Origin of the sequence: Prochlorococcus marinus str. MIT 9302 (genome assembly GCF_000759975.1) — a bacterium.
Classification (GTDB): domain Bacteria; phylum Cyanobacteriota; class Cyanobacteriia; order PCC-6307; family Cyanobiaceae; genus Prochlorococcus_A; species Prochlorococcus_A marinus_M.
On record NZ_JNAM01000005.1, the window covers coordinates 34,658 to 49,745 of the forward strand.

The 15,088-nt window shown below is 28.3% G+C and carries 31 protein-coding genes and 1 other RNA gene; 14 read left to right on the top strand and 18 right to left on the bottom strand.

The window, feature by feature from the left end:
- The first annotated feature begins 96 nt into the window (after positions 1-96).
- The 5 genes from EU96_RS07420 to EU96_RS10145 all read left to right on the top strand — a co-directional run bounded on the left by EU96_RS07420 (position 97) and on the right by EU96_RS10145 (position 2,217).
- On the top strand, positions 97-1,287 hold the full coding sequence (locus tag EU96_RS07420) for a 5-(carboxyamino)imidazole ribonucleotide synthase (RefSeq protein ID WP_032525958.1): 1,191 nt from the start codon (positions 97-99) through the stop codon (positions 1,285-1,287).
- A 17-nt stretch (positions 1,288-1,304) separates the two neighbouring features.
- Positions 1,305-1,489: non-coding RNA, 6S RNA (gene ssrS, locus EU96_RS09730), on the top strand.
- Between the two features lie 149 nt (positions 1,490-1,638).
- Complete coding sequence (locus tag EU96_RS07415; protein ID WP_032525960.1) at positions 1,639-1,938, top strand: DUF1651 domain-containing protein; 300 nt, start codon at positions 1,639-1,641, stop codon at positions 1,936-1,938.
- Positions 1,935-2,075 carry a hypothetical protein gene (locus tag EU96_RS10140; protein WP_193741294.1) on the top strand — a complete coding sequence of 47 codons (141 nt, stop codon included), beginning with the start codon at positions 1,935-1,937 and terminating at the stop codon, positions 2,073-2,075. The genes EU96_RS07415 and EU96_RS10140 overlap by 4 nt, the downstream gene beginning before the upstream one ends.
- Positions 2,065-2,217, top strand: a complete 153-nt coding sequence (locus EU96_RS10145) for a hypothetical protein (protein ID WP_193741295.1) — start codon at positions 2,065-2,067, stop codon at positions 2,215-2,217. The genes EU96_RS10140 and EU96_RS10145 overlap by 11 nt, the downstream gene beginning before the upstream one ends.
- Positions 2,218-2,355: 138 nt before the next feature.
- Here EU96_RS10145 and EU96_RS07410 read toward each other — a convergent pair whose 3' ends face one another.
- The 4 genes from EU96_RS07410 to EU96_RS10610 all read right to left on the bottom strand — a co-directional run bounded on the left by EU96_RS07410 (position 2,356) and on the right by EU96_RS10610 (position 3,909).
- Complete coding sequence (locus EU96_RS07410; protein ID WP_032525962.1) at positions 2,356-3,105, bottom strand: NAD-dependent DNA ligase; 750 nt, start codon at positions 3,103-3,105, stop codon at positions 2,356-2,358.
- Complete coding sequence (locus tag EU96_RS07405) at positions 3,106-3,312, bottom strand: hypothetical protein (protein WP_032525964.1); 207 nt, start codon at positions 3,310-3,312, stop codon at positions 3,106-3,108. It lies immediately after the preceding gene.
- A gap of 31 nt (positions 3,313-3,343) precedes the next feature.
- Positions 3,344-3,601, bottom strand: a complete 258-nt coding sequence (locus tag EU96_RS0108980; protein ID WP_032525966.1) for a hypothetical protein — start codon at positions 3,599-3,601, stop codon at positions 3,344-3,346.
- A gap of 176 nt (positions 3,602-3,777) precedes the next feature.
- Positions 3,778-3,909, bottom strand: coding sequence for a hypothetical protein (locus EU96_RS10610; protein WP_275040754.1), 132 nt, complete (start codon positions 3,907-3,909; stop codon positions 3,778-3,780).
- Positions 3,910-4,093: 184 nt separating this feature from the next.
- Between EU96_RS10610 and EU96_RS07400 the strand changes: the two genes are divergently transcribed.
- Complete coding sequence (locus EU96_RS07400) at positions 4,094-4,384, top strand: DUF1651 domain-containing protein (protein WP_032525967.1); 291 nt, start codon at positions 4,094-4,096, stop codon at positions 4,382-4,384.
- 814 nt (positions 4,385-5,198) lie between these two features.
- On the opposite strand, the gene EU96_RS07395 is transcribed toward EU96_RS07400, so the two are convergent.
- From EU96_RS07395 to EU96_RS07375, 8 genes are all read right to left on the bottom strand, one after another.
- The gene (locus tag EU96_RS07395) at positions 5,199-5,381 is read right to left on the bottom strand and encodes a hypothetical protein (RefSeq protein ID WP_032525969.1); all 183 of its coding nucleotides are present in this window, start codon (positions 5,379-5,381) and stop codon (positions 5,199-5,201) included.
- Between the two features lie 6 nt (positions 5,382-5,387).
- Positions 5,388-5,585 (bottom strand): hypothetical protein, encoded by a 198-nt coding sequence (locus EU96_RS09740; RefSeq protein WP_072014685.1) that lies wholly within the window; start codon positions 5,583-5,585, stop codon positions 5,388-5,390.
- A 93-nt stretch (positions 5,586-5,678) separates the two neighbouring features.
- Positions 5,679-5,933, bottom strand: a complete 255-nt coding sequence (locus EU96_RS10150; protein WP_032525971.1) for a chlorophyll a/b-binding protein — start codon at positions 5,931-5,933, stop codon at positions 5,679-5,681.
- Between the two features lie 341 nt (positions 5,934-6,274).
- Positions 6,275-6,403 (bottom strand): hypothetical protein, encoded by a 129-nt coding sequence (locus tag EU96_RS10615; RefSeq protein ID WP_275040755.1) that lies wholly within the window; start codon positions 6,401-6,403, stop codon positions 6,275-6,277.
- Positions 6,404-6,464: 61 nt separating this feature from the next.
- Complete coding sequence (locus tag EU96_RS10155; protein WP_193741296.1) at positions 6,465-6,629, bottom strand: hypothetical protein; 165 nt, start codon at positions 6,627-6,629, stop codon at positions 6,465-6,467.
- A 98-nt stretch (positions 6,630-6,727) separates the two neighbouring features.
- Positions 6,728-6,940, bottom strand: a complete 213-nt coding sequence (locus tag EU96_RS07385) for a TIGR02450 family Trp-rich protein (RefSeq protein ID WP_032525973.1) — start codon at positions 6,938-6,940, stop codon at positions 6,728-6,730.
- Positions 6,941-7,350: 410 nt separating this feature from the next.
- Positions 7,351-7,542, bottom strand: a complete 192-nt coding sequence (locus EU96_RS07380; RefSeq protein ID WP_032525974.1) for a hypothetical protein — start codon at positions 7,540-7,542, stop codon at positions 7,351-7,353.
- A gap of 62 nt (positions 7,543-7,604) precedes the next feature.
- A complete protein-coding gene (locus EU96_RS07375) occupies positions 7,605-7,811 on the bottom strand; it encodes a hypothetical protein (RefSeq protein ID WP_032525975.1) in 207 nt (68 codons plus the stop codon).
- A gap of 171 nt (positions 7,812-7,982) precedes the next feature.
- Between EU96_RS07375 and EU96_RS07370 the strand changes: the two genes are divergently transcribed.
- Positions 7,983-8,648 carry an SDR family oxidoreductase gene (locus tag EU96_RS07370; RefSeq protein ID WP_032525976.1) on the top strand — a complete coding sequence of 222 codons (666 nt, stop codon included), beginning with the start codon at positions 7,983-7,985 and terminating at the stop codon, positions 8,646-8,648.
- A gap of 535 nt (positions 8,649-9,183) precedes the next feature.
- Here EU96_RS07370 and EU96_RS0108995 read toward each other — a convergent pair.
- From EU96_RS0108995 to EU96_RS10620, 4 genes are all read right to left on the bottom strand, one after another.
- Entirely contained in the window at positions 9,184-9,438 is a 255-nt protein-coding gene (locus EU96_RS0108995; protein ID WP_032525977.1) for a hypothetical protein, read from the bottom strand.
- Positions 9,438-9,665 carry a hypothetical protein gene (locus EU96_RS0109000; RefSeq protein ID WP_032525979.1) on the bottom strand — a complete coding sequence of 76 codons (228 nt, stop codon included), beginning with the start codon at positions 9,663-9,665 and terminating at the stop codon, positions 9,438-9,440. The genes EU96_RS0108995 and EU96_RS0109000 overlap by 1 nt, the downstream gene beginning before the upstream one ends.
- A 264-nt stretch (positions 9,666-9,929) precedes the next feature.
- Positions 9,930-10,181: a hypothetical protein gene (locus tag EU96_RS07365; RefSeq protein ID WP_032525980.1), complete on the bottom strand. Its 252-nt coding sequence runs from the start codon at positions 10,179-10,181 to the stop codon at positions 9,930-9,932.
- A gap of 296 nt (positions 10,182-10,477) precedes the next feature.
- Positions 10,478-10,603, bottom strand: coding sequence for a hypothetical protein (locus EU96_RS10620; RefSeq protein ID WP_275040756.1), 126 nt, complete (start codon positions 10,601-10,603; stop codon positions 10,478-10,480).
- Between the two features lie 533 nt (positions 10,604-11,136).
- On the opposite strand from EU96_RS10620, the gene EU96_RS07355 reads away from it, so the two are divergent.
- The gene (locus EU96_RS07355) at positions 11,137-11,373 is read left to right on the top strand and encodes a hypothetical protein (protein WP_032525983.1); all 237 of its coding nucleotides are present in this window, start codon (positions 11,137-11,139) and stop codon (positions 11,371-11,373) included.
- A gap of 22 nt (positions 11,374-11,395) precedes the next feature.
- On the top strand, positions 11,396-11,638 hold the full coding sequence (locus tag EU96_RS07350) for a hypothetical protein (protein WP_032525984.1): 243 nt from the start codon (positions 11,396-11,398) through the stop codon (positions 11,636-11,638).
- A 20-nt stretch (positions 11,639-11,658) separates the two neighbouring features.
- On the opposite strand, the gene EU96_RS07345 is transcribed toward EU96_RS07350, so the two are convergent.
- Both EU96_RS07345 and EU96_RS07340 read right to left on the bottom strand, forming a co-directional pair.
- The gene (locus EU96_RS07345; RefSeq protein ID WP_241434552.1) at positions 11,659-11,850 is read right to left on the bottom strand and encodes a hypothetical protein; all 192 of its coding nucleotides are present in this window, start codon (positions 11,848-11,850) and stop codon (positions 11,659-11,661) included.
- Between the two features lie 97 nt (positions 11,851-11,947).
- A complete protein-coding gene (locus EU96_RS07340) occupies positions 11,948-12,259 on the bottom strand; it encodes a DUF3303 domain-containing protein (protein WP_011376267.1) in 312 nt (103 codons plus the stop codon).
- A gap of 283 nt (positions 12,260-12,542) precedes the next feature.
- Here EU96_RS07340 and EU96_RS07335 point away from each other — a divergent pair, with 283 nt between their 5' ends.
- The 5 genes from EU96_RS07335 to EU96_RS07325 all read left to right on the top strand — a co-directional run bounded on the left by EU96_RS07335 (position 12,543) and on the right by EU96_RS07325 (position 15,084).
- Positions 12,543-12,926: a hypothetical protein gene (locus EU96_RS07335; protein ID WP_032525986.1), complete on the top strand. Its 384-nt coding sequence runs from the start codon at positions 12,543-12,545 to the stop codon at positions 12,924-12,926.
- Between the two features lie 96 nt (positions 12,927-13,022).
- Positions 13,023-13,160: a hypothetical protein gene (locus EU96_RS10160; RefSeq protein ID WP_193741297.1), complete on the top strand. Its 138-nt coding sequence runs from the start codon at positions 13,023-13,025 to the stop codon at positions 13,158-13,160.
- Positions 13,161-13,282: 122 nt separating this feature from the next.
- A complete protein-coding gene (locus tag EU96_RS07330; protein ID WP_032525987.1) occupies positions 13,283-13,636 on the top strand; it encodes a DUF1499 domain-containing protein in 354 nt (117 codons plus the stop codon).
- Between the two features lie 77 nt (positions 13,637-13,713).
- On the top strand, positions 13,714-13,845 hold the full coding sequence (locus EU96_RS10625; protein ID WP_275040757.1) for a hypothetical protein: 132 nt from the start codon (positions 13,714-13,716) through the stop codon (positions 13,843-13,845).
- 183 nt (positions 13,846-14,028) lie between these two features.
- Positions 14,029-15,084, top strand: a complete 1,056-nt coding sequence (locus EU96_RS07325) for a potassium channel family protein (protein ID WP_032525989.1) — start codon at positions 14,029-14,031, stop codon at positions 15,082-15,084.
- Positions 15,085-15,088 lie beyond the last annotated feature (4 nt).

The following is a 15,088-nucleotide window of genomic DNA, read 5'->3' on the forward strand; positions in this document are numbered from 1 at the left end:
ATTTGGTATTAAATACTTTATATATTAGCAAAATCTAAGCTCTAGATACTTAAAAATTCAGTTGTTAAGAATTAGAAATGGTAATAAAATCATGCTATGAGTTTAAAAAAAAATATAAACGATATTAAGAAAAATTATTCCCTAGGAATAATTGGAGGTGGTCAACTGGCTTTGATGTTAACTGAGGCAGCAAAAAAAAGAGATTTAGAAGTATGCGTGCAAACAAAATCTTGTGATGATCCTGCTGGCTTAAAGGCAGATCATGTCATAGAAGCTGATCCTTTAAAGATAAGAGGTAATAAATCATTAATTAATGAGTGTGAAAAAATAATTTTTGAAAATGAATGGATAAAAATTGATAAATTAAATTTAATTGATAATAACGATATTTTTGTCCCAAGCCTTAATGCAATTAAGCCATTAGTAGATAGGTTTTCTCAAAAAAAATTAATAGATAGAATGAATATTCCCTGTCCAAAATGGATAAGTATTGAAGATTTTAAAAATCTCTCGGATGAAGAAATCAATAACTGGACTTTTCCTCTAATGGCAAAATCAAATAAAGGTGGGTATGACGGCAAAGGGAACAGAAAAATAAGGACAAAAGAAGATTTAGATTCTTTTTTAACAGAGAATAATTCTGATGAATGGTTAATAGAAGAATGGATAGAGTATGAAAAAGAACTGGCTCTTGTTGGTTCGAGAGATAGGACCGGTAAGATAAGATTCTTTCCAATAGTTGAGACATTCCAATCAAACCATGTTTGTGATTGGGTTCTTGCACCTGGAACAAATGAATATGATTTGAACTTATTTGCAATAAATATTTTCTCTTCAATAGTCAATGAACTTAATTATGTTGGAGTTTTAGCTATTGAATTCTTCTATGGAGATAATGGTCTTTTAATTAATGAAATAGCTCCTAGAACACATAACTCAGCTCATTTCTCTATTGAAGCTTGTACCTCAAGTCAGTTTGATCAATATGTTTGCATTTCTTCTGGGATAATGCCACCTGAAATTAAAATGAACTGTGAAGGGGCGATTATGATCAATCTACTGGGATTAAAAAAAAATTTCCCAATGACAATTGAAACAAGAGTCAAAATGTTATCTGAAATTGAGGGTTCTAATATTCATTGTTATGGCAAATCTCGAGAAATTCTGGGAAGAAAAATGGCTCACATTACATTTTTATTAAATGGTAAAACGCATTCAGAAAGATATGATGAAGCTCAAGTTTTATTAACTATGGTAAGAGACATTTGGCCATCTCCAAATGGATAAAAAAATGAGTTAAAGTTAGGTTACTGGATCTTTGGTTAAGTTCTTCTTTATGTGCTCTGATCTGACTCTCTTTCGACATGAGGAGACTGTCGTGATGCGGTAGTAAACCGATCTTGTAATCGGAAACGAAAGCCCACTTTGAATCCTCTTCTGGCATTTCCAGGTCGATGCAGCAGAGAACTGACGGGGATCCGGTGTTGCCTATCAAAATCCTTGCTATAACAAGCTTTTGGTAGGTATTTTATTTTTGTGAATTTGGTTTGCAGCACTATATTAGTGGTTATCTGTCAAGATACTTGACGATTCATTCCATATGTACTTATATTACTAGTACATATGTATTATCTAGGAATGACTTTAGGAGGGGCTAATGTTTGGACTAATTTTTCTTACGGTTATCGTAATGAGTCTCCAAGTGGTTGGTTGCTTAGTCCAGACCGCAGTAGATTAATTTTATTTACAATGAATAAAAAATCTCCAAGAAATAGAATGAGAATTTTTGCTCATACATATTATGCAAATAATCTTGGAGAGCCAGCGGCAATTAAATCATCAACTCAAATGTATTTGGACAACGCCTGGGATAAATGGCATGACCTTCAATTAGAAGGTTGGACTTTTGAAGAACTTGAATTACCTGAATCAGCATGATTAATTTAAATCCAATCAAAAAAAAACCATCAAAAGTAGATAGAAAGTTATCTATCCAAGACCCCTCAAAATTATTAGCAGAATTTTTTAATGGTGTTGTTATTGAACTTGATGAAGAATATGAATATGACTCATAAGGAATTGATAGATCAAGTTTCCGCAAATTTATTTAAACAAAGCGGAAAGCTAGAAAGCAGAAGATCTTGGTTGGCAATTAGAAATTATCTCGAGCAATTGGATACCGAACAACTTAGAGCCATGCTTAAAGAACAAGGATGATTTAAAAACTTTATTTATGAATTATTTATTTGGATTTTATTTTTTTCTTAATCCTTAGAAAACTGTAAGTTCCAAAACCAACCAAAAACATGTCCAAGTAAATATGCCAAGTAGGAAAAATCTTGTGTATTAGTTCCATTAGCTTTTTATTGCCAATTGCCAATAAGGATAATCTAAATTTGATTTTTCTCTAATTAATTGTAATTTTCTAGAATTTATTTTTAATACAATTCCATCTGTTGGATATTTTTCAAATAGCTTACCTTCTATCCATTGTTTTCTAAATACTTGGACTTGGCTAGTGAAATTACAAGAAATATCATGAGGTATTGTAAAACCTAGCTTAGAAAGACTCTTTTTTGACTCATATTGGTTAAGTGTTGAATTAAGTATTTGAAATGAGCAAAAGCTGAGGTTTTCAGAAAATCCTTCTTTAGCCCTAAGAAATCCAGAAGCGATTCTTTGGGAGATATTTGGAGTTTGGTTGGGTGCATATAGTTCGCCTCTAACTTGAAGAATTCCTTTTATAGGGAGATGATTAGGAATGTCTTTAACTTTTATAATTTTATTTGTAATTTCAGTGCCTTTTCTTGAAATTGCTTTCTCTAAGTTTCCATTTCTATATTGCAAAGCAACAGCACAACCATCAATTTTAGGCTCAATTAATAATCTAGTATCTGGTAATAATCCTTTCAAAAATTTATCTATTGAATCTTTCTCTAATGAAGGCAAAACTAGCTTATTTTTCTTTTTAAAGTAATCACAATTAGGATTTGTTCTTAATAAATTCTTTTCAAGTTGGTTGAACTGCTTATCAGAGATTAAAGCATTACCATTTCTATAATTATCGTCATACCATTCAATTCGTTCCTCTAAATAAGTCTTCATTTAATACGATTGATTAAGTTTTTGGCTAGGGATCCAACTTGGTTTATCCATAATCCATTTTTCTCTATCTTCAAATTTAACAGTCCATAAAAGAAATGAAGAAATTTGTTTTAAAGATATTCCAACTATATATCTTGTTTTTGGACTTATTGATATAAATCCAATTAATGATATTAGTAAGATTAGTTTGAACAAAAACTTAATCATTCAAAAACTAAGCATAATTTTTGCAAACTTTTTAATTTTTGCAATTCTTATAACCTTCAATCTTTGCTAGCTCGTCAACGGTCAAACCTGTCTCTTTTAATAGGGTTTCTCCGATATCGTCTTTATTAAATTTAGTTAATGCTCCTTTAGTAGAGTACATAATGCATTGGTTTTTATATTTTGCTTCTTTGACAACAGGAAACAAATAAAAACCAAATAAGACAATAAAAGTACCATAGGTTATCACTTTTCTATGGTTTTTCCACCATTCATAAAATTTGTTGGACACGAAAATAAATAAATAACTAATTATATTTTAAATTGATTGTCAACTAATTAATTTAATAATTAAAGGACTACTTAATTGATTGTTTTTCCATTAATGGATCTAACCCAAGAATAATATCTTGATTTTCTAATCCTTTGTTCTTTGGAGACCAATCTATCTGCATTTTCTAAGGGTGATTAACCTTTATCAACTTTTGTTGATATTGATATGCCAAAACCTTTTGCTTCGATTTTTGCTGTACCACCTTCTAAAAAAAATAGAAAAGACCAACCTTTATTCCATCCTAAATAGAAGGGATTACGATACATTTTATTTTTTCGATTTACTATTTAATGATATTTCCCTATTGGAGGTACTACTGGTATTCATTATTACCAAATGAAAAATACAAGTTCTAAAAAGTAATTTTTGTATTCAAATAATACTTGGGAAAGAATACTTGACGCTGAAGAGTAGTATACATATACTATTAGTACAGCTGTATTATCTAATATGACATCAGGAGTCGCTAATGTTTGGACTAATTTTTATCGCAGCAGCCTTATTGACCCCCCAACTGGCTGGTTGTTTAACCAAAAAAGTGGTTTATTGATTTTTTTTGAAAGTTATAAGAAATCTGTATCTTATAACTTAAAAGTCTATACTTACCTTTTCTATGCAAATGAATTAGGTGAACCAGCCCAACTTAAAAAATCAAGACTTCATTCAATTGAATGTGCTTATGAAACATGGAATGAATTAATTTCTGGGGGTTGGCAAATTGTTACTAATAAATTCCAGTAATCATGATTAAGGTAAATTCGGCAAAATGAGAATATCTAAAAGAACCTATTCTAAAAAGAAAAAGTACAAAAATTTGTACTACTTGTAATCGCTTTCGCTAAAGAACTACTTAAACGTTTGCTACTGTCTTGATCTGTCCAAGATACGAAAAACGTTTACCAAAGAGTAATTATTTATTTAAAGGTTGTGAATATTTGCAAATAAATAGGACTATATTTTCTCCTGAAGCAAATTAATTATTCTCTAAATAAATTTTTCATTGTAGATATATTTAATTATGTAAACAAAGCATTATTTTATACAACTTCAAAAAAACTTTTTAAGTAATTTTTAGTCATGATTCAATTTTACTTCTCCATATTTCTATTGGTTGTGCTAACCTTTTTTGCACTTTTGTTAGATGCACCAGAATTGGCTTCTTTAATTCAAACCTTTTAGGAAGCAATAAATATGTTTTCAATTATTTTTTATCACCCAAAACTTCTTTAAGATTATCAACAGATAAAAATTAATTTTTATAGTAAATAATAAAATCAGCATTTTTACTGATTTACCTTCGTTATAAGTTAGTTGTAGGTTTAATTTGTTGAATTGGAGGAATCTAATGATTGACAGTCCACCAGAGGAGTTGGATTATAAAATCTAAATCTAGATAAAACTAAAGCTAAGTTTGGAATGTATCTCTTCTTCGAGATTCATTCCTTTTTGATTTTAAAAAACTCTGAAATTTAAGAATATTAAATTTTAAAATAAAATAATATATTCTTATTTAATTAATATTTTATGTCACGGGCACTTTATTAAGTGGCTAATTTTACCTGAATCCAAAACCAGTTTTTTGATCTTTCTTTTCTTCCCATTCGTTCATAATTAGCTTTAAAAAACTTTTAACTTCTAAATTCGTAGCACCAGTATCTTTTTGAAGATTTTTACAGATATTATTTATTTGCTTATAGGCATTATCAATTAATAATGTTTTTTGATCTGGATTAGACATAGAATTTTAAAAAGCTCCGTTACAGTTAAATTCACTGCAATTAATAACCCTCATAATGTTCATTATGAAGTTATGAAATTTTTCATCATAAAAAAATCCCCAGGTCGTAAATATAGCAAAACAAGAGAAAGCAAAAGCAGCATATTGGAGCCAGTGTATTCCGTAGCTGTCTAATCCATTTTTATCAAAATCAGAATTACTCAAAGTTTTTTTTCTTATTATAAAAATTTTTTTACAAATTAGATTGTTTTAGAACGAGAAATTTAATTTGCCGAAAATCTTAAATATATTTATCGCTTAAATAAACCCAGGAATTATCCATCCAAAAAAACCGTAGTTTATTATTAATGCTAAAAAACCAACCATAGCTAATCTACCATTTGTTATTTCGGCATTTTTCCAATATTTACCCATATAGTTTTTAATTTTTTTTGCATTATTATCTATTGAATAATTTGGTTCTAAAGGTTCCTGTAACCTTTTGATTGTATATAAAGAAAATTGGATTGTAATTGAAATGATTACAACTATAAAACTAGTAAGAGCATCCATTTTTATTTTTCATCTGTGATATTTGAATCAGCCAAAGAGTAAATAACATTAGTTTATATTAAACATTTCCTTATATCTGCTTTATGGCAAAGGAAACCTTAGCTGTAATTATTAATAAATGTAACATAGTTAATAAAAAATAGTATGAATTCTTAGTTTATTTTTGGATTTCAAATTTAAAAAGACTAAAGTGTTACGTTTATGTATTGCTTTAGGAAGTAGAGAAATTCACAAAAGCATTTGCTTTTAAATAGGATTTTCTAAATTAAGAGAGTATTAAACAATTTTGTATGGGAATATATCTTCAATTAATATTGACTTGCAAATAATAACTTTAACAACTAATTACGATTATTTTGTTTGATTTCGGGAAGATAAAATTTATTGCCTAATGTATAACCTATTGACATAAGTACGAAACCAATAAGTTGAGGTAAATGTGAATTTGCAAGAGAGATTTTTTCAATCATTTCTTAATCTATAAAATATTATGTTAGTAAAAATTTTTTAATTTTGTAAATCTATTTTTTATTATGATTCTTTAATTTCTCCAGATTTTTTTAGAGAATTCACAAGCCTTTCCTTTTCTGTTTTTAAATTTTCTAATGCAGATTTTGTGAATTGCTCTTTAGCCTCAAATTTTGCTGAACTTATAACTTTTTTATTAGGAAGTTTTTTCTTAGGTTCTGGATTCATATCAAATGGCTTTTTAAAAATATTAGAAGATATTTTTCTGGTATTAGGTATGATTTTTTACAGTTTGCGGGTTAATAATATTTGTTTACATAAATAAATTAATTTTTATCTTTTGGAAGCCTTAACCAACCTGAAGTCCATTCGGATTTTAGTTTTTCCCATGAGATCCTTTTAATATCTTTTTTATTTTTGGTAGGAAAAATATCAACCCATCTATCTTCCTTTTTACCACCATAAGCTTTAACTTGAAAATGCCTATTGCCATTAATAGTCTCTGGTGCTGTCCAACATAAAGGAGGAGGCCATTTCATGAATAATTTAAAAAAACTATGAAAAACTAGAGATTGCCATGACCAGTTAAAACTAAACCATAATATGCAATCGTACCAAGAATTAAAATTATACCTAGTATTCTAATAATCATTATGTAATTAATTTATTTTTAATATTATATTCAAGAATTTTTATTTAAATAAATTTCTTCAAATTTTTATATTATTGAGTTTAAGTTTTGAAAATATTTTAATTTTGCCTTGTTTTATTTTTAACTAAAGAGCGGCAAGATTTTGGATGCCATTCATTTTGAATTTCCCCAATGAAATCATATATAAATGAAAAGGGACATCCAGTTTCTTTTTAAAGTTCTGAAAGCTTTTCTTTGATGGATTCATATACATTCGTTATTATCCCAATTTTTTCTTCTTGGGAGGGAGCCCATTTTTTATTCTCCATTAATATTTTTTGAATTATTTTCCACAATATCGTAGTAGGTTATGTCTCCATAATCTGCATCTGAACAACATAAATCTCCATATAGTTCCTCTAACAAATCGTATGCATCTGAATAGTTATCAAAACTTTTAGCGGTTAATTCGTCAACTTTTCCATCAATTCTAATTATTTTGTAGGTCATATTTTACTTAGATGCAAAAAATAAATTTTTTGATTCATTAGATCATCTTATAAATAAAAATTTTATTTAGGAGTATTGGTTGGGTAAAGCTTCTGAATTTTATTTTTCTGAATTTCTATTTTTCTTTGTTCATATTTTTTTGCCATTATTTTTCTGATAAATAATTGTGGGATAAGCCAAACTAATGCAATAGCAATAGCCATGAAAACAGGATTTCTCCAGGTTAACCTAATAATCTCTTGTATAAATTCTTGATTAATAATTTCCATAATTTAAATTTTGATGATAAAAATATCTTCGCTTTCTTTTAGAAATCTTTTAAATATCAAAAATAATTATAACCTTAAAAAATCATATCAGGAATTTTATAACTTTTTTCTTTTTCCAGTTTGTTTTTTTTATATTTGGATTTAGATTAATTTTTTATTTTTAGTTTAAAGATGTCGACTTATCTAATTACAGGATCAAATAGGGGTATTGGATTAGAATTATGTAAGCAAATTCATAAGAGGGGAGATAATGTAATTGCAACGTGTAGGAAAGCTTCAAAAGAACTTAGAGATTTAGGAGTGAGAATTGAAGAGAATATAGAAATTTCTTCTGATGAGTCGATAACAAATTTGTGTAAAAAATTATCTGGAGTTAATTTAGATTGCTTAATTCATAATGCAGGAATTTATGAATTTAATTCTTTCGAAAACTTAGATAAAAAAAGTATTTTGCGTCAATTTGAAGTCAATGCATTGAGCCCAATATGTATGACTCAATCACTTAAACCTCTTTTAAAAAGATCTTCTAAAGTTGCTTTTATCACAAGTAGAATGGGATCTATTGAAGATAATACCTCTGGAAGTTCTTATGGTTACAGGATGTCTAAAGTCGCCTTGTCCATGGCTGCAAAATCACTTTCTATAGATTTATTAAAAGAAGATATTTATGTAGCTATTTTGCATCCCGGGTTAGTGAGTACAAGAATGACTGGCTTTACAAGAAATGGAATTAGTCCTGTAGAATCAGCAAATGGCCTTTTAAAACGTATTGATTCTTTAAATAAAAAAAACTCAGGTAAGTTTTGGCATGCCAACGGAGAAGTTTTACCCTGGTAATATCTTTACCTTTGTATTGAAGAGATTTATATCGTTAATTTGTTAAAAAACTTTTAAATTTTTAACGAATTTCTTTTCTTCTTTAATTCTTTTAGTTATGTTTAGAAAAACATTAGTAAAGGAGGTGATTCATTGTCGTATCTACCGAAAAATGCGGTTATCAAAGGGACCGTGAATTCAGTATCTTCATCACATTCATCGGTCTCTTTTTCTTTAATTAAGAAAAAAGGTTTTATTATCAATAGATTTATATAAATTAATCACTTAATAATCAAAAGCTCTGCATCTCGAGTATTTGCAGAGCTTTTTTTATTAATTTAAATAGTCTTTCAAAATGTAATCTATCTTTTTTTTCCGAAATAAATTAAGGCTAAAAAAGATAAAGTGCTTACCAAAGCGATTAAATACCACCCAGTTGTAGAGTCGCTAGTTACTTCTGTCATTTATTTTGATTTTTGTCTGAGGAATTGATTATTTGAGAAAAAATCACAATTGATAGCATTAAAAAAACTAAAAGGATGTAAGTTACGTTCATTTATAAAAAAATGCTAATTATCAAAAAAATTATTCCTAGAACTACCGTAACAATTGCGCCATCAACTAATAAGTCTTTCCATGTATAACTTTTAAGCATCCTTGTTTTATCTTCCTCACTCATAAGGTTCTTCAACCACGTCCAATCTAAAAGCTGTGTCAATGCAAAACCAAAAATTAAATGACCAATCAAAATGCCTATTAGATCAACTCTAGAAATATTTTTGGTGAAACTTGTAATAATAAAAAAGTCCACTAGCTTTTGTCTTTATTAGATAAGGCTCCACCTTCTTCTTTGTATTTTTCCCAAGCTTCACTTATTTTTGCTTTAGAAAAATTTTGTTTCCCCTCAGAGAATTTATTTTTGAGATTATTAAAACTATTGGAAAACTCTTTCTTTGTTGGTTCATCAAGAAAGTTTGATGTCAATTTCCATAAATACCAGCTACTAGCTAGTAGAAGAATTAATCCCAGTAATTGCATATTAGTTTTTTACTATGCTACAACCTTTTAAATGGTTTCGATAAATTAATTTATTTAATACCTATAGAAATATTTTTCTTTAGATCTAAATTAAAACTTTAACCAGTGAAAAAAAATTCTATCTAGCAACCAAATAGTTAACCCCCCTTCCAGGAAAGCTAACCAATACATCCCATAATCTGAAAACCCCATTTGTTCTTTGACTGTTTTAATTAATTTTTTATGAGCTTGAATTAGATTTTTCATTAATAAATCAAATTTATTTTAAACCTGCTGGATTTCTTTAATTAAAAAACCCTTTCCATAACAAGAAAGACAGGTTTGAGTTTCATCTAATGAAATTCTTAGAAAACCTGCTCCATTACATCTAAAACAATTTACTTGAGTATTTGAATAGAGTTTTGACTTGATTTTAGCAGCACGATTTAAGCATGAAACAGTTTCTTTACGACCATTTGCTTTAGCAGCTTTGTTTAAAAGCTTTTTGTAGTTGACTTTAAGTTCTTTAGTATTCATCTTTTAGCTGGTGCTATTTTTCAAATATAGGTAAAAGGAATAAATAAATAATTTAAATAAAACCTTTGAAATTACCATTTATATTTCTAATCTGATCTCTTGTTGAGATTTTTTTAATATAACTGATATTTATTTTTAATGTTTAAGAAAGGAGTACAATTTTGTATCTTTTAATAGAAGATTTATATTTGATTAAATAATCTCAGATAGTTTAAAAAATATTTTTTACTTTCAGATGAGTAAATTTATAAATAGGATTGTTTCTTAATTATATCTTTGATAGCTCAAAAATATTATTATCCAGCCTTTTTAAGATTTTTTACTAAAAAATCATTTTCGTTAGTAAGAACATCAAGCTTTGATTTCTTAAATTCTTCTTTAATTTCGATAGTCAAATTTTTTTTTATTTTATTGGAATTCATAAATTTAAAATTATTTTAAAAAAATGACAATCTGAATCCTACCAATCCCTAAAACAAAATGTGGGATCATTTGTCAAAAAAACGAAAATATTTTATTTTGCACATAGAAGATTTAATTCAATCAACATATTGTGGAAAACCCTGTTGAAAAACACTAAAAAAGTGGATAACTCTCGGGGAGCATTATCAAAACAAGCTTTTCTTGAATAATTTTTAAGTATTTATACTCCATTAAGAAAAGTTTAAATATAGTTTAAAAGGCATCATAATCTATTGTTATAACAGTGGGATCATTACTTTTAAAGTTAGAAAATGTATCTTTACCTGAAAATAATGTTGAGAAAATAATAAAAAAATTTATTTTTAATGATGTATCAAATTGACAATTAAAGTTAAGAAAAATAAAAGGAAACTTGATTTTTTTTATTTTTGTCTCATCCATTGAAATTAAGTCTTGATTCGGTTTTCTCTATGGAAATATTTCTCAAATCTAAAATTAATCAAATAAATTAAATTAAGTTAAAAAATTTAAAATGTCAGAGGAAAAAAAGGATTCAAAAAAATGTTCTGGAAAGAAAAACATTATGTTTGCCTATGGATTTATTCAACTTGGATCTAGTTTTGTATCTGCAATAGCTTTAGCTGCAATAGCTTTTGGATTCTGTTCAGTAAAAAAAGAGTCTAAACTTTTTAATCAATGTGTTGTCGAAATTATTGAAGACGGTGGGAGTAAATCTGATGCAGTGAGATATTGCAATGGGGGTAATTAAAAGTCCCACTCATAACAATTAAATGAATTCAACATGTGATTTGATTATTGACTCTTTAAAAGACGAGCCAATTGGAGAAACTCATCACTTTACTTGGTTTATATCAGATATTGGAATTGTTGCCCTATTTAAAGGAGACGAGAAATTTGAAACTTATAATTCAAATGTTGAAACTGAGGCCAATAAAATAGCTTTGGATATAAGCAAAGAAGAAAAGGAGTATCTCAATATTAATGAGATACAATTTTTCTTATTTTATTCATAATTTATAATCTATTTCAGGATTTAGTAAGATGGCTCAAAGTTAAAGCTTGGCTCTTTAATATTATTTTCGCTAATTAACTCGTACGTGAGTTCTTTATTTAGGGCATTTATATAGGATGTATAAAGTTTCCCCCAAACAAATTCGAATTCATCTTTATTTAAATTCTTGAAAAGAATTTCTCCTTTAAAGTAAATGTGATAAGAATCATTCATCATGGAAAATCAATCTTTTCCTTTTTAACGCAAAGAGTTCTGTATGTAGTATTGTCTGCTACTAAAAAGAAATTTATAAATGGAATGAGAAATACTCTTAAACCATTCGTGTATTCATTTTTTGTTTTTTGAATAATCCGACTGTCTCATCTAGATCCATACATGGCTGAATACTTATATCCATTAACCTTCTCCAAGGATGCCATTGCTTCCAAATTGTCTCAAGGGAATCAGCGCTAACTACAGAATGACCTATCCCATTTTGAACCATAAAAATCCAAGAATGAACCTCATAGTTTTCAGGTCTGTTTTGAGGACCGCCTGATTCGTACCAATTAATTAGCATTTCTGCCCCTTCTTCTTGATCCTCGCCATCAGTAAATTCGTAGGAAATCAAATACCTTTGCATATAATTTATTATTAAAATCTCTAAACTATTTTAACTCTAGATTTAGATATTGCCTTCCAATTTAATAAATGCTATGAAGTTTATAGAAGTGATTGTTTTAAATGACAGAAAGATTTGGAAAAATTAGAAAAAATGTCTTAAATAATATATCTTTTATAAATAAGAGAATTTTGAAGTGTTTTCAAAATCATGATCTATTCGTATAGTTCCTGGTGATAGATAATAGTTGATACTTTTTAAAACACAATAAATTAGTTACTATGTTTATGCTGAAGAGATTTTAATGAAAAATAAAAAGGATAATAGTGATCCAATTGATAATTTAGAGTATGAAAAAGTTCTTGAAGAAGAAATAATTAATTCATACGAAAGTAAATTTCATAAAGATACCGAACAAAATAGTAAAAAGATTAAATTTTACAGACTTAAAAGAAGTCCATTAGAGATAGTAAATAGGTTATTTTTCTTTTTCTTTATTGGAAGCTTTCTTTTTTCGTTGTTTTTAGCTTATTCAGAAAGTAAGTTGTGGTTCATACTTTATGTAATAAGTGCTTTGTCATGCGTTTTCTATACTCCTAATAGAAAGGCACTTAAAGAATTAATAGCAGCTTGGCCAAATATAGAGGATCTCATCAAAGGGAGAAGTTTGTGGAAAAAAGGGAAGTAAATAGATTATGAAACCGTTAATTTCATTTAAAAAATGGTTATTGAATATTCTGGTGCCATACATAGAGGGCACAAACAAGAAAAAAGAGGATAAAAAATGAGTCTAATAAAGGTTGGAATTATTGTTGAGATTTTTTTGTTTGTGGCAGTTTTTTTATGGGTTGTGAAACTAAATAGTAAACAAGCTAGACAACCATCTCTACCAATAAAAATAATTAAAAATCTAAAATTTTAGAATTTTGATTACAAAATAAGGAATCTTTATAAAGAGATCAAATTTATGGGCAAATTCTTTACTTATCTTCTCTCACTTTGTATGTGAAATCGGTTAGAACATTTACATTGTTTTTAAATAATATGGTTTCCTCTATTCAAGGTCTTGCTCCAATAACCAATCCATTAAATAGTGTCTTAATAGAAAAGAAACTAATAAATGTTGATCAGAAGTTTATTCAACTCGTTTCTCTAGCAGAAGGGTTACCTCGTACAGAAGTTATTGAAAGTGGAAGCAATTATTGGAGAGGTGTTTGTAGAAGCTTGATTTTTAGATTTCCAGATGACCTCGAAATTTTGAAGCTTGATTCAAGAAGTTATGTAGATAGATCTAAAGGAATCATTCAAATAAGATCTGCGGCTAGATTAGGTCAATCAGATTTAGGTGTTAATCTCAGAAGAGTGGAATATTTGTTTAATCAATTAGAGAAAATTTAATTAATCTGCTTTTTATAAATATAAGGTTCTTTTTACTAAATAGGTGTGCTTTAATTCATAAGAATATTTGAAATGCCATGGTAAAAATAATCTTAGTTGGAATTATTATTGCGCTTGTATATTCTCAACCTGATCTTCGTCTTACAGTCGCTGATTGGTTAAAGGTAGCTTCTGATTTTCTAGTTGAATCGGTAAAAGTAAAACCTTGAATTAATTTTTAATCAAGCACTAGTTAAGACCTGAAACAGTAATCATTTGTTTAATGCAAACAGCTACGAAAATAAATATTATTATCCTGCTAAATATATATTTCACCTAAACAAATAAATAGTTTTAGGAACATAATAGGAAATTTTTTTGAAATTTTTGAATAGTTAACGATAATAAGGGATATGAAGCTTAGATTATTTGAGTTCTATTTTATTAAAGACTACTTAAGGCCTTGGTTTGGACTTATTTATTCTTTATTCTTTCTGTTTTTTTTAGGTGCAATCGGCTATCGAATAACAGAGGGATGGGAATGGAGTGATTGCTTATGGATGGTTCTGATCACAATAACCACTATTGGTTTTGGAGAAGTTCAACCTTTAAGTCCTGAAGGCAGGTTCGTTACTGTCTTAGTAATCGTTGGCGGATTGATCTTTATTCAATTTACCTTTCAAAAAGCTGTTAGATTATTCGAATCCGGCTATTTTCAAAGAGTAAACGAATTACGTTTTAAAAGACTTCTTAGAAAAATGGAAAATCATGTAATTTTGTGCGGATATGGGAGGGTAGGTCAGGAAATATCTAACCAAATAAAAACGCAAAATATTCCAATTATTGTTGTTGAGAGCGATGAAGATAGAAAAAAGATTGCTGAAGAAAATGGTTTAGAAGTACTTTGTGCTGATGCAACTCTTGATGAGACTTTAAAACTGGCAGGATTAGAAAAATGCAAAAGTTTAGTTGTTACCTTACCTAATGATGCTGCTAATTTATATGTGGTTTTAAGTGCTAAAGGGATAAGAAGTTCTATAAGAGTAATAGCAAGAGCAGGTACTGAAGAAGCTGCAAGTAAATTAAGATTGGCTGGTGCAAGTATAGTTGTAAGTCCTTATATAGCTGCAGGAAGAGCAATGGCATCAATGGCTTTAAGACCTATTGCTATTGATTTTCTTGATCTGCTCGCAGGAAGTGAATGTGAAATTGAAGAATTTGAATTAAGTAATGATATTAGTCTTTTTGAAACTGCAGAGAAAAGATCACTTTCTGAACTTGGAATAGGCAAAAAGAGTGGTGCAAAAATTTTAGCCATTAAGGAAAACGAAAAATTAGTAACCAACCCTGGAGGTAACTTTATACTTCAACCAGGACAGGTATTAATAGCATTTGGTAGTAAAGAACAACTAAATATTTTGAACGGTTTGTTGGGTAATCTTGTTGTAGCAGTAGAGCTACTAAAATAGATAT

Coding starts and splice junctions, on each gene's coding strand:
- EU96_RS07420 (WP_032525958.1), top strand. CDS start 97: ATGAGTTTAAAAAAAAATATAAACGATATTAAGAAAAATTATTCCCTA.
- EU96_RS07415 (WP_032525960.1), top strand. CDS start 1,639: ATGACTTTAGGAGGGGCTAATGTTTGGACTAATTTTTCTTACGGTTAT.
- EU96_RS10140 (WP_193741294.1), top strand. CDS start 1,935: ATGATTAATTTAAATCCAATCAAAAAAAAACCATCAAAAGTAGATAGA.
- EU96_RS10145 (WP_193741295.1), top strand. CDS start 2,065: ATGACTCATAAGGAATTGATAGATCAAGTTTCCGCAAATTTATTTAAA.
- EU96_RS07410 (WP_032525962.1), bottom strand. CDS start 3,105: ATGAAGACTTATTTAGAGGAACGAATTGAATGGTATGACGATAATTAT.
- EU96_RS07405 (WP_032525964.1), bottom strand. CDS start 3,312: ATGATTAAGTTTTTGTTCAAACTAATCTTACTAATATCATTAATTGGA.
- EU96_RS10610 (WP_275040754.1), bottom strand. CDS start 3,909: ATGTATCGTAATCCCTTCTATTTAGGATGGAATAAAGGTTGGTCTTTT.
- EU96_RS07400 (WP_032525967.1), top strand. CDS start 4,094: ATGACATCAGGAGTCGCTAATGTTTGGACTAATTTTTATCGCAGCAGC.
- EU96_RS07395 (WP_032525969.1), bottom strand. CDS start 5,381: ATGTCTAATCCAGATCAAAAAACATTATTAATTGATAATGCCTATAAG.
- EU96_RS10150 (WP_032525971.1), bottom strand. CDS start 5,933: ATGGATGCTCTTACTAGTTTTATAGTTGTAATCATTTCAATTACAATC.
- EU96_RS10615 (WP_275040755.1), bottom strand. CDS start 6,403: ATGATTGAAAAAATCTCTCTTGCAAATTCACATTTACCTCAACTTATT.
- EU96_RS10155 (WP_193741296.1), bottom strand. CDS start 6,629: ATGAATCCAGAACCTAAGAAAAAACTTCCTAATAAAAAAGTTATAAGT.
- EU96_RS07385 (WP_032525973.1), bottom strand. CDS start 6,940: ATGAAATGGCCTCCTCCTTTATGTTGGACAGCACCAGAGACTATTAAT.
- EU96_RS07380 (WP_032525974.1), bottom strand. CDS start 7,542: ATGACCTACAAAATAATTAGAATTGATGGAAAAGTTGACGAATTAACC.
- EU96_RS07375 (WP_032525975.1), bottom strand. CDS start 7,811: ATGGAAATTATTAATCAAGAATTTATACAAGAGATTATTAGGTTAACC.
- EU96_RS07370 (WP_032525976.1), top strand. CDS start 7,983: ATGTCGACTTATCTAATTACAGGATCAAATAGGGGTATTGGATTAGAA.
- EU96_RS0109000 (WP_032525979.1), bottom strand. CDS start 9,665: ATGCAATTACTGGGATTAATTCTTCTACTAGCTAGTAGCTGGTATTTA.
- EU96_RS07365 (WP_032525980.1), bottom strand. CDS start 10,181: ATGAATACTAAAGAACTTAAAGTCAACTACAAAAAGCTTTTAAACAAA.
- EU96_RS10620 (WP_275040756.1), bottom strand. CDS start 10,603: ATGAATTCCAATAAAATAAAAAAAAATTTGACTATCGAAATTAAAGAA.
- EU96_RS07355 (WP_032525983.1), top strand. CDS start 11,137: ATGTCAGAGGAAAAAAAGGATTCAAAAAAATGTTCTGGAAAGAAAAAC.
- EU96_RS07350 (WP_032525984.1), top strand. CDS start 11,396: ATGAATTCAACATGTGATTTGATTATTGACTCTTTAAAAGACGAGCCA.
- EU96_RS07345 (WP_241434552.1), bottom strand. CDS start 11,850: ATGAATGATTCTTATCACATTTACTTTAAAGGAGAAATTCTTTTCAAG.
- EU96_RS07340 (WP_011376267.1), bottom strand. CDS start 12,259: ATGCAAAGGTATTTGATTTCCTACGAATTTACTGATGGCGAGGATCAA.
- EU96_RS07335 (WP_032525986.1), top strand. CDS start 12,543: ATGAAAAATAAAAAGGATAATAGTGATCCAATTGATAATTTAGAGTAT.
- EU96_RS10160 (WP_193741297.1), top strand. CDS start 13,023: ATGAGTCTAATAAAGGTTGGAATTATTGTTGAGATTTTTTTGTTTGTG.
- EU96_RS07330 (WP_032525987.1), top strand. CDS start 13,283: ATGGTTTCCTCTATTCAAGGTCTTGCTCCAATAACCAATCCATTAAAT.
- EU96_RS10625 (WP_275040757.1), top strand. CDS start 13,714: ATGGTAAAAATAATCTTAGTTGGAATTATTATTGCGCTTGTATATTCT.
- EU96_RS07325 (WP_032525989.1), top strand. CDS start 14,029: ATGAAGCTTAGATTATTTGAGTTCTATTTTATTAAAGACTACTTAAGG.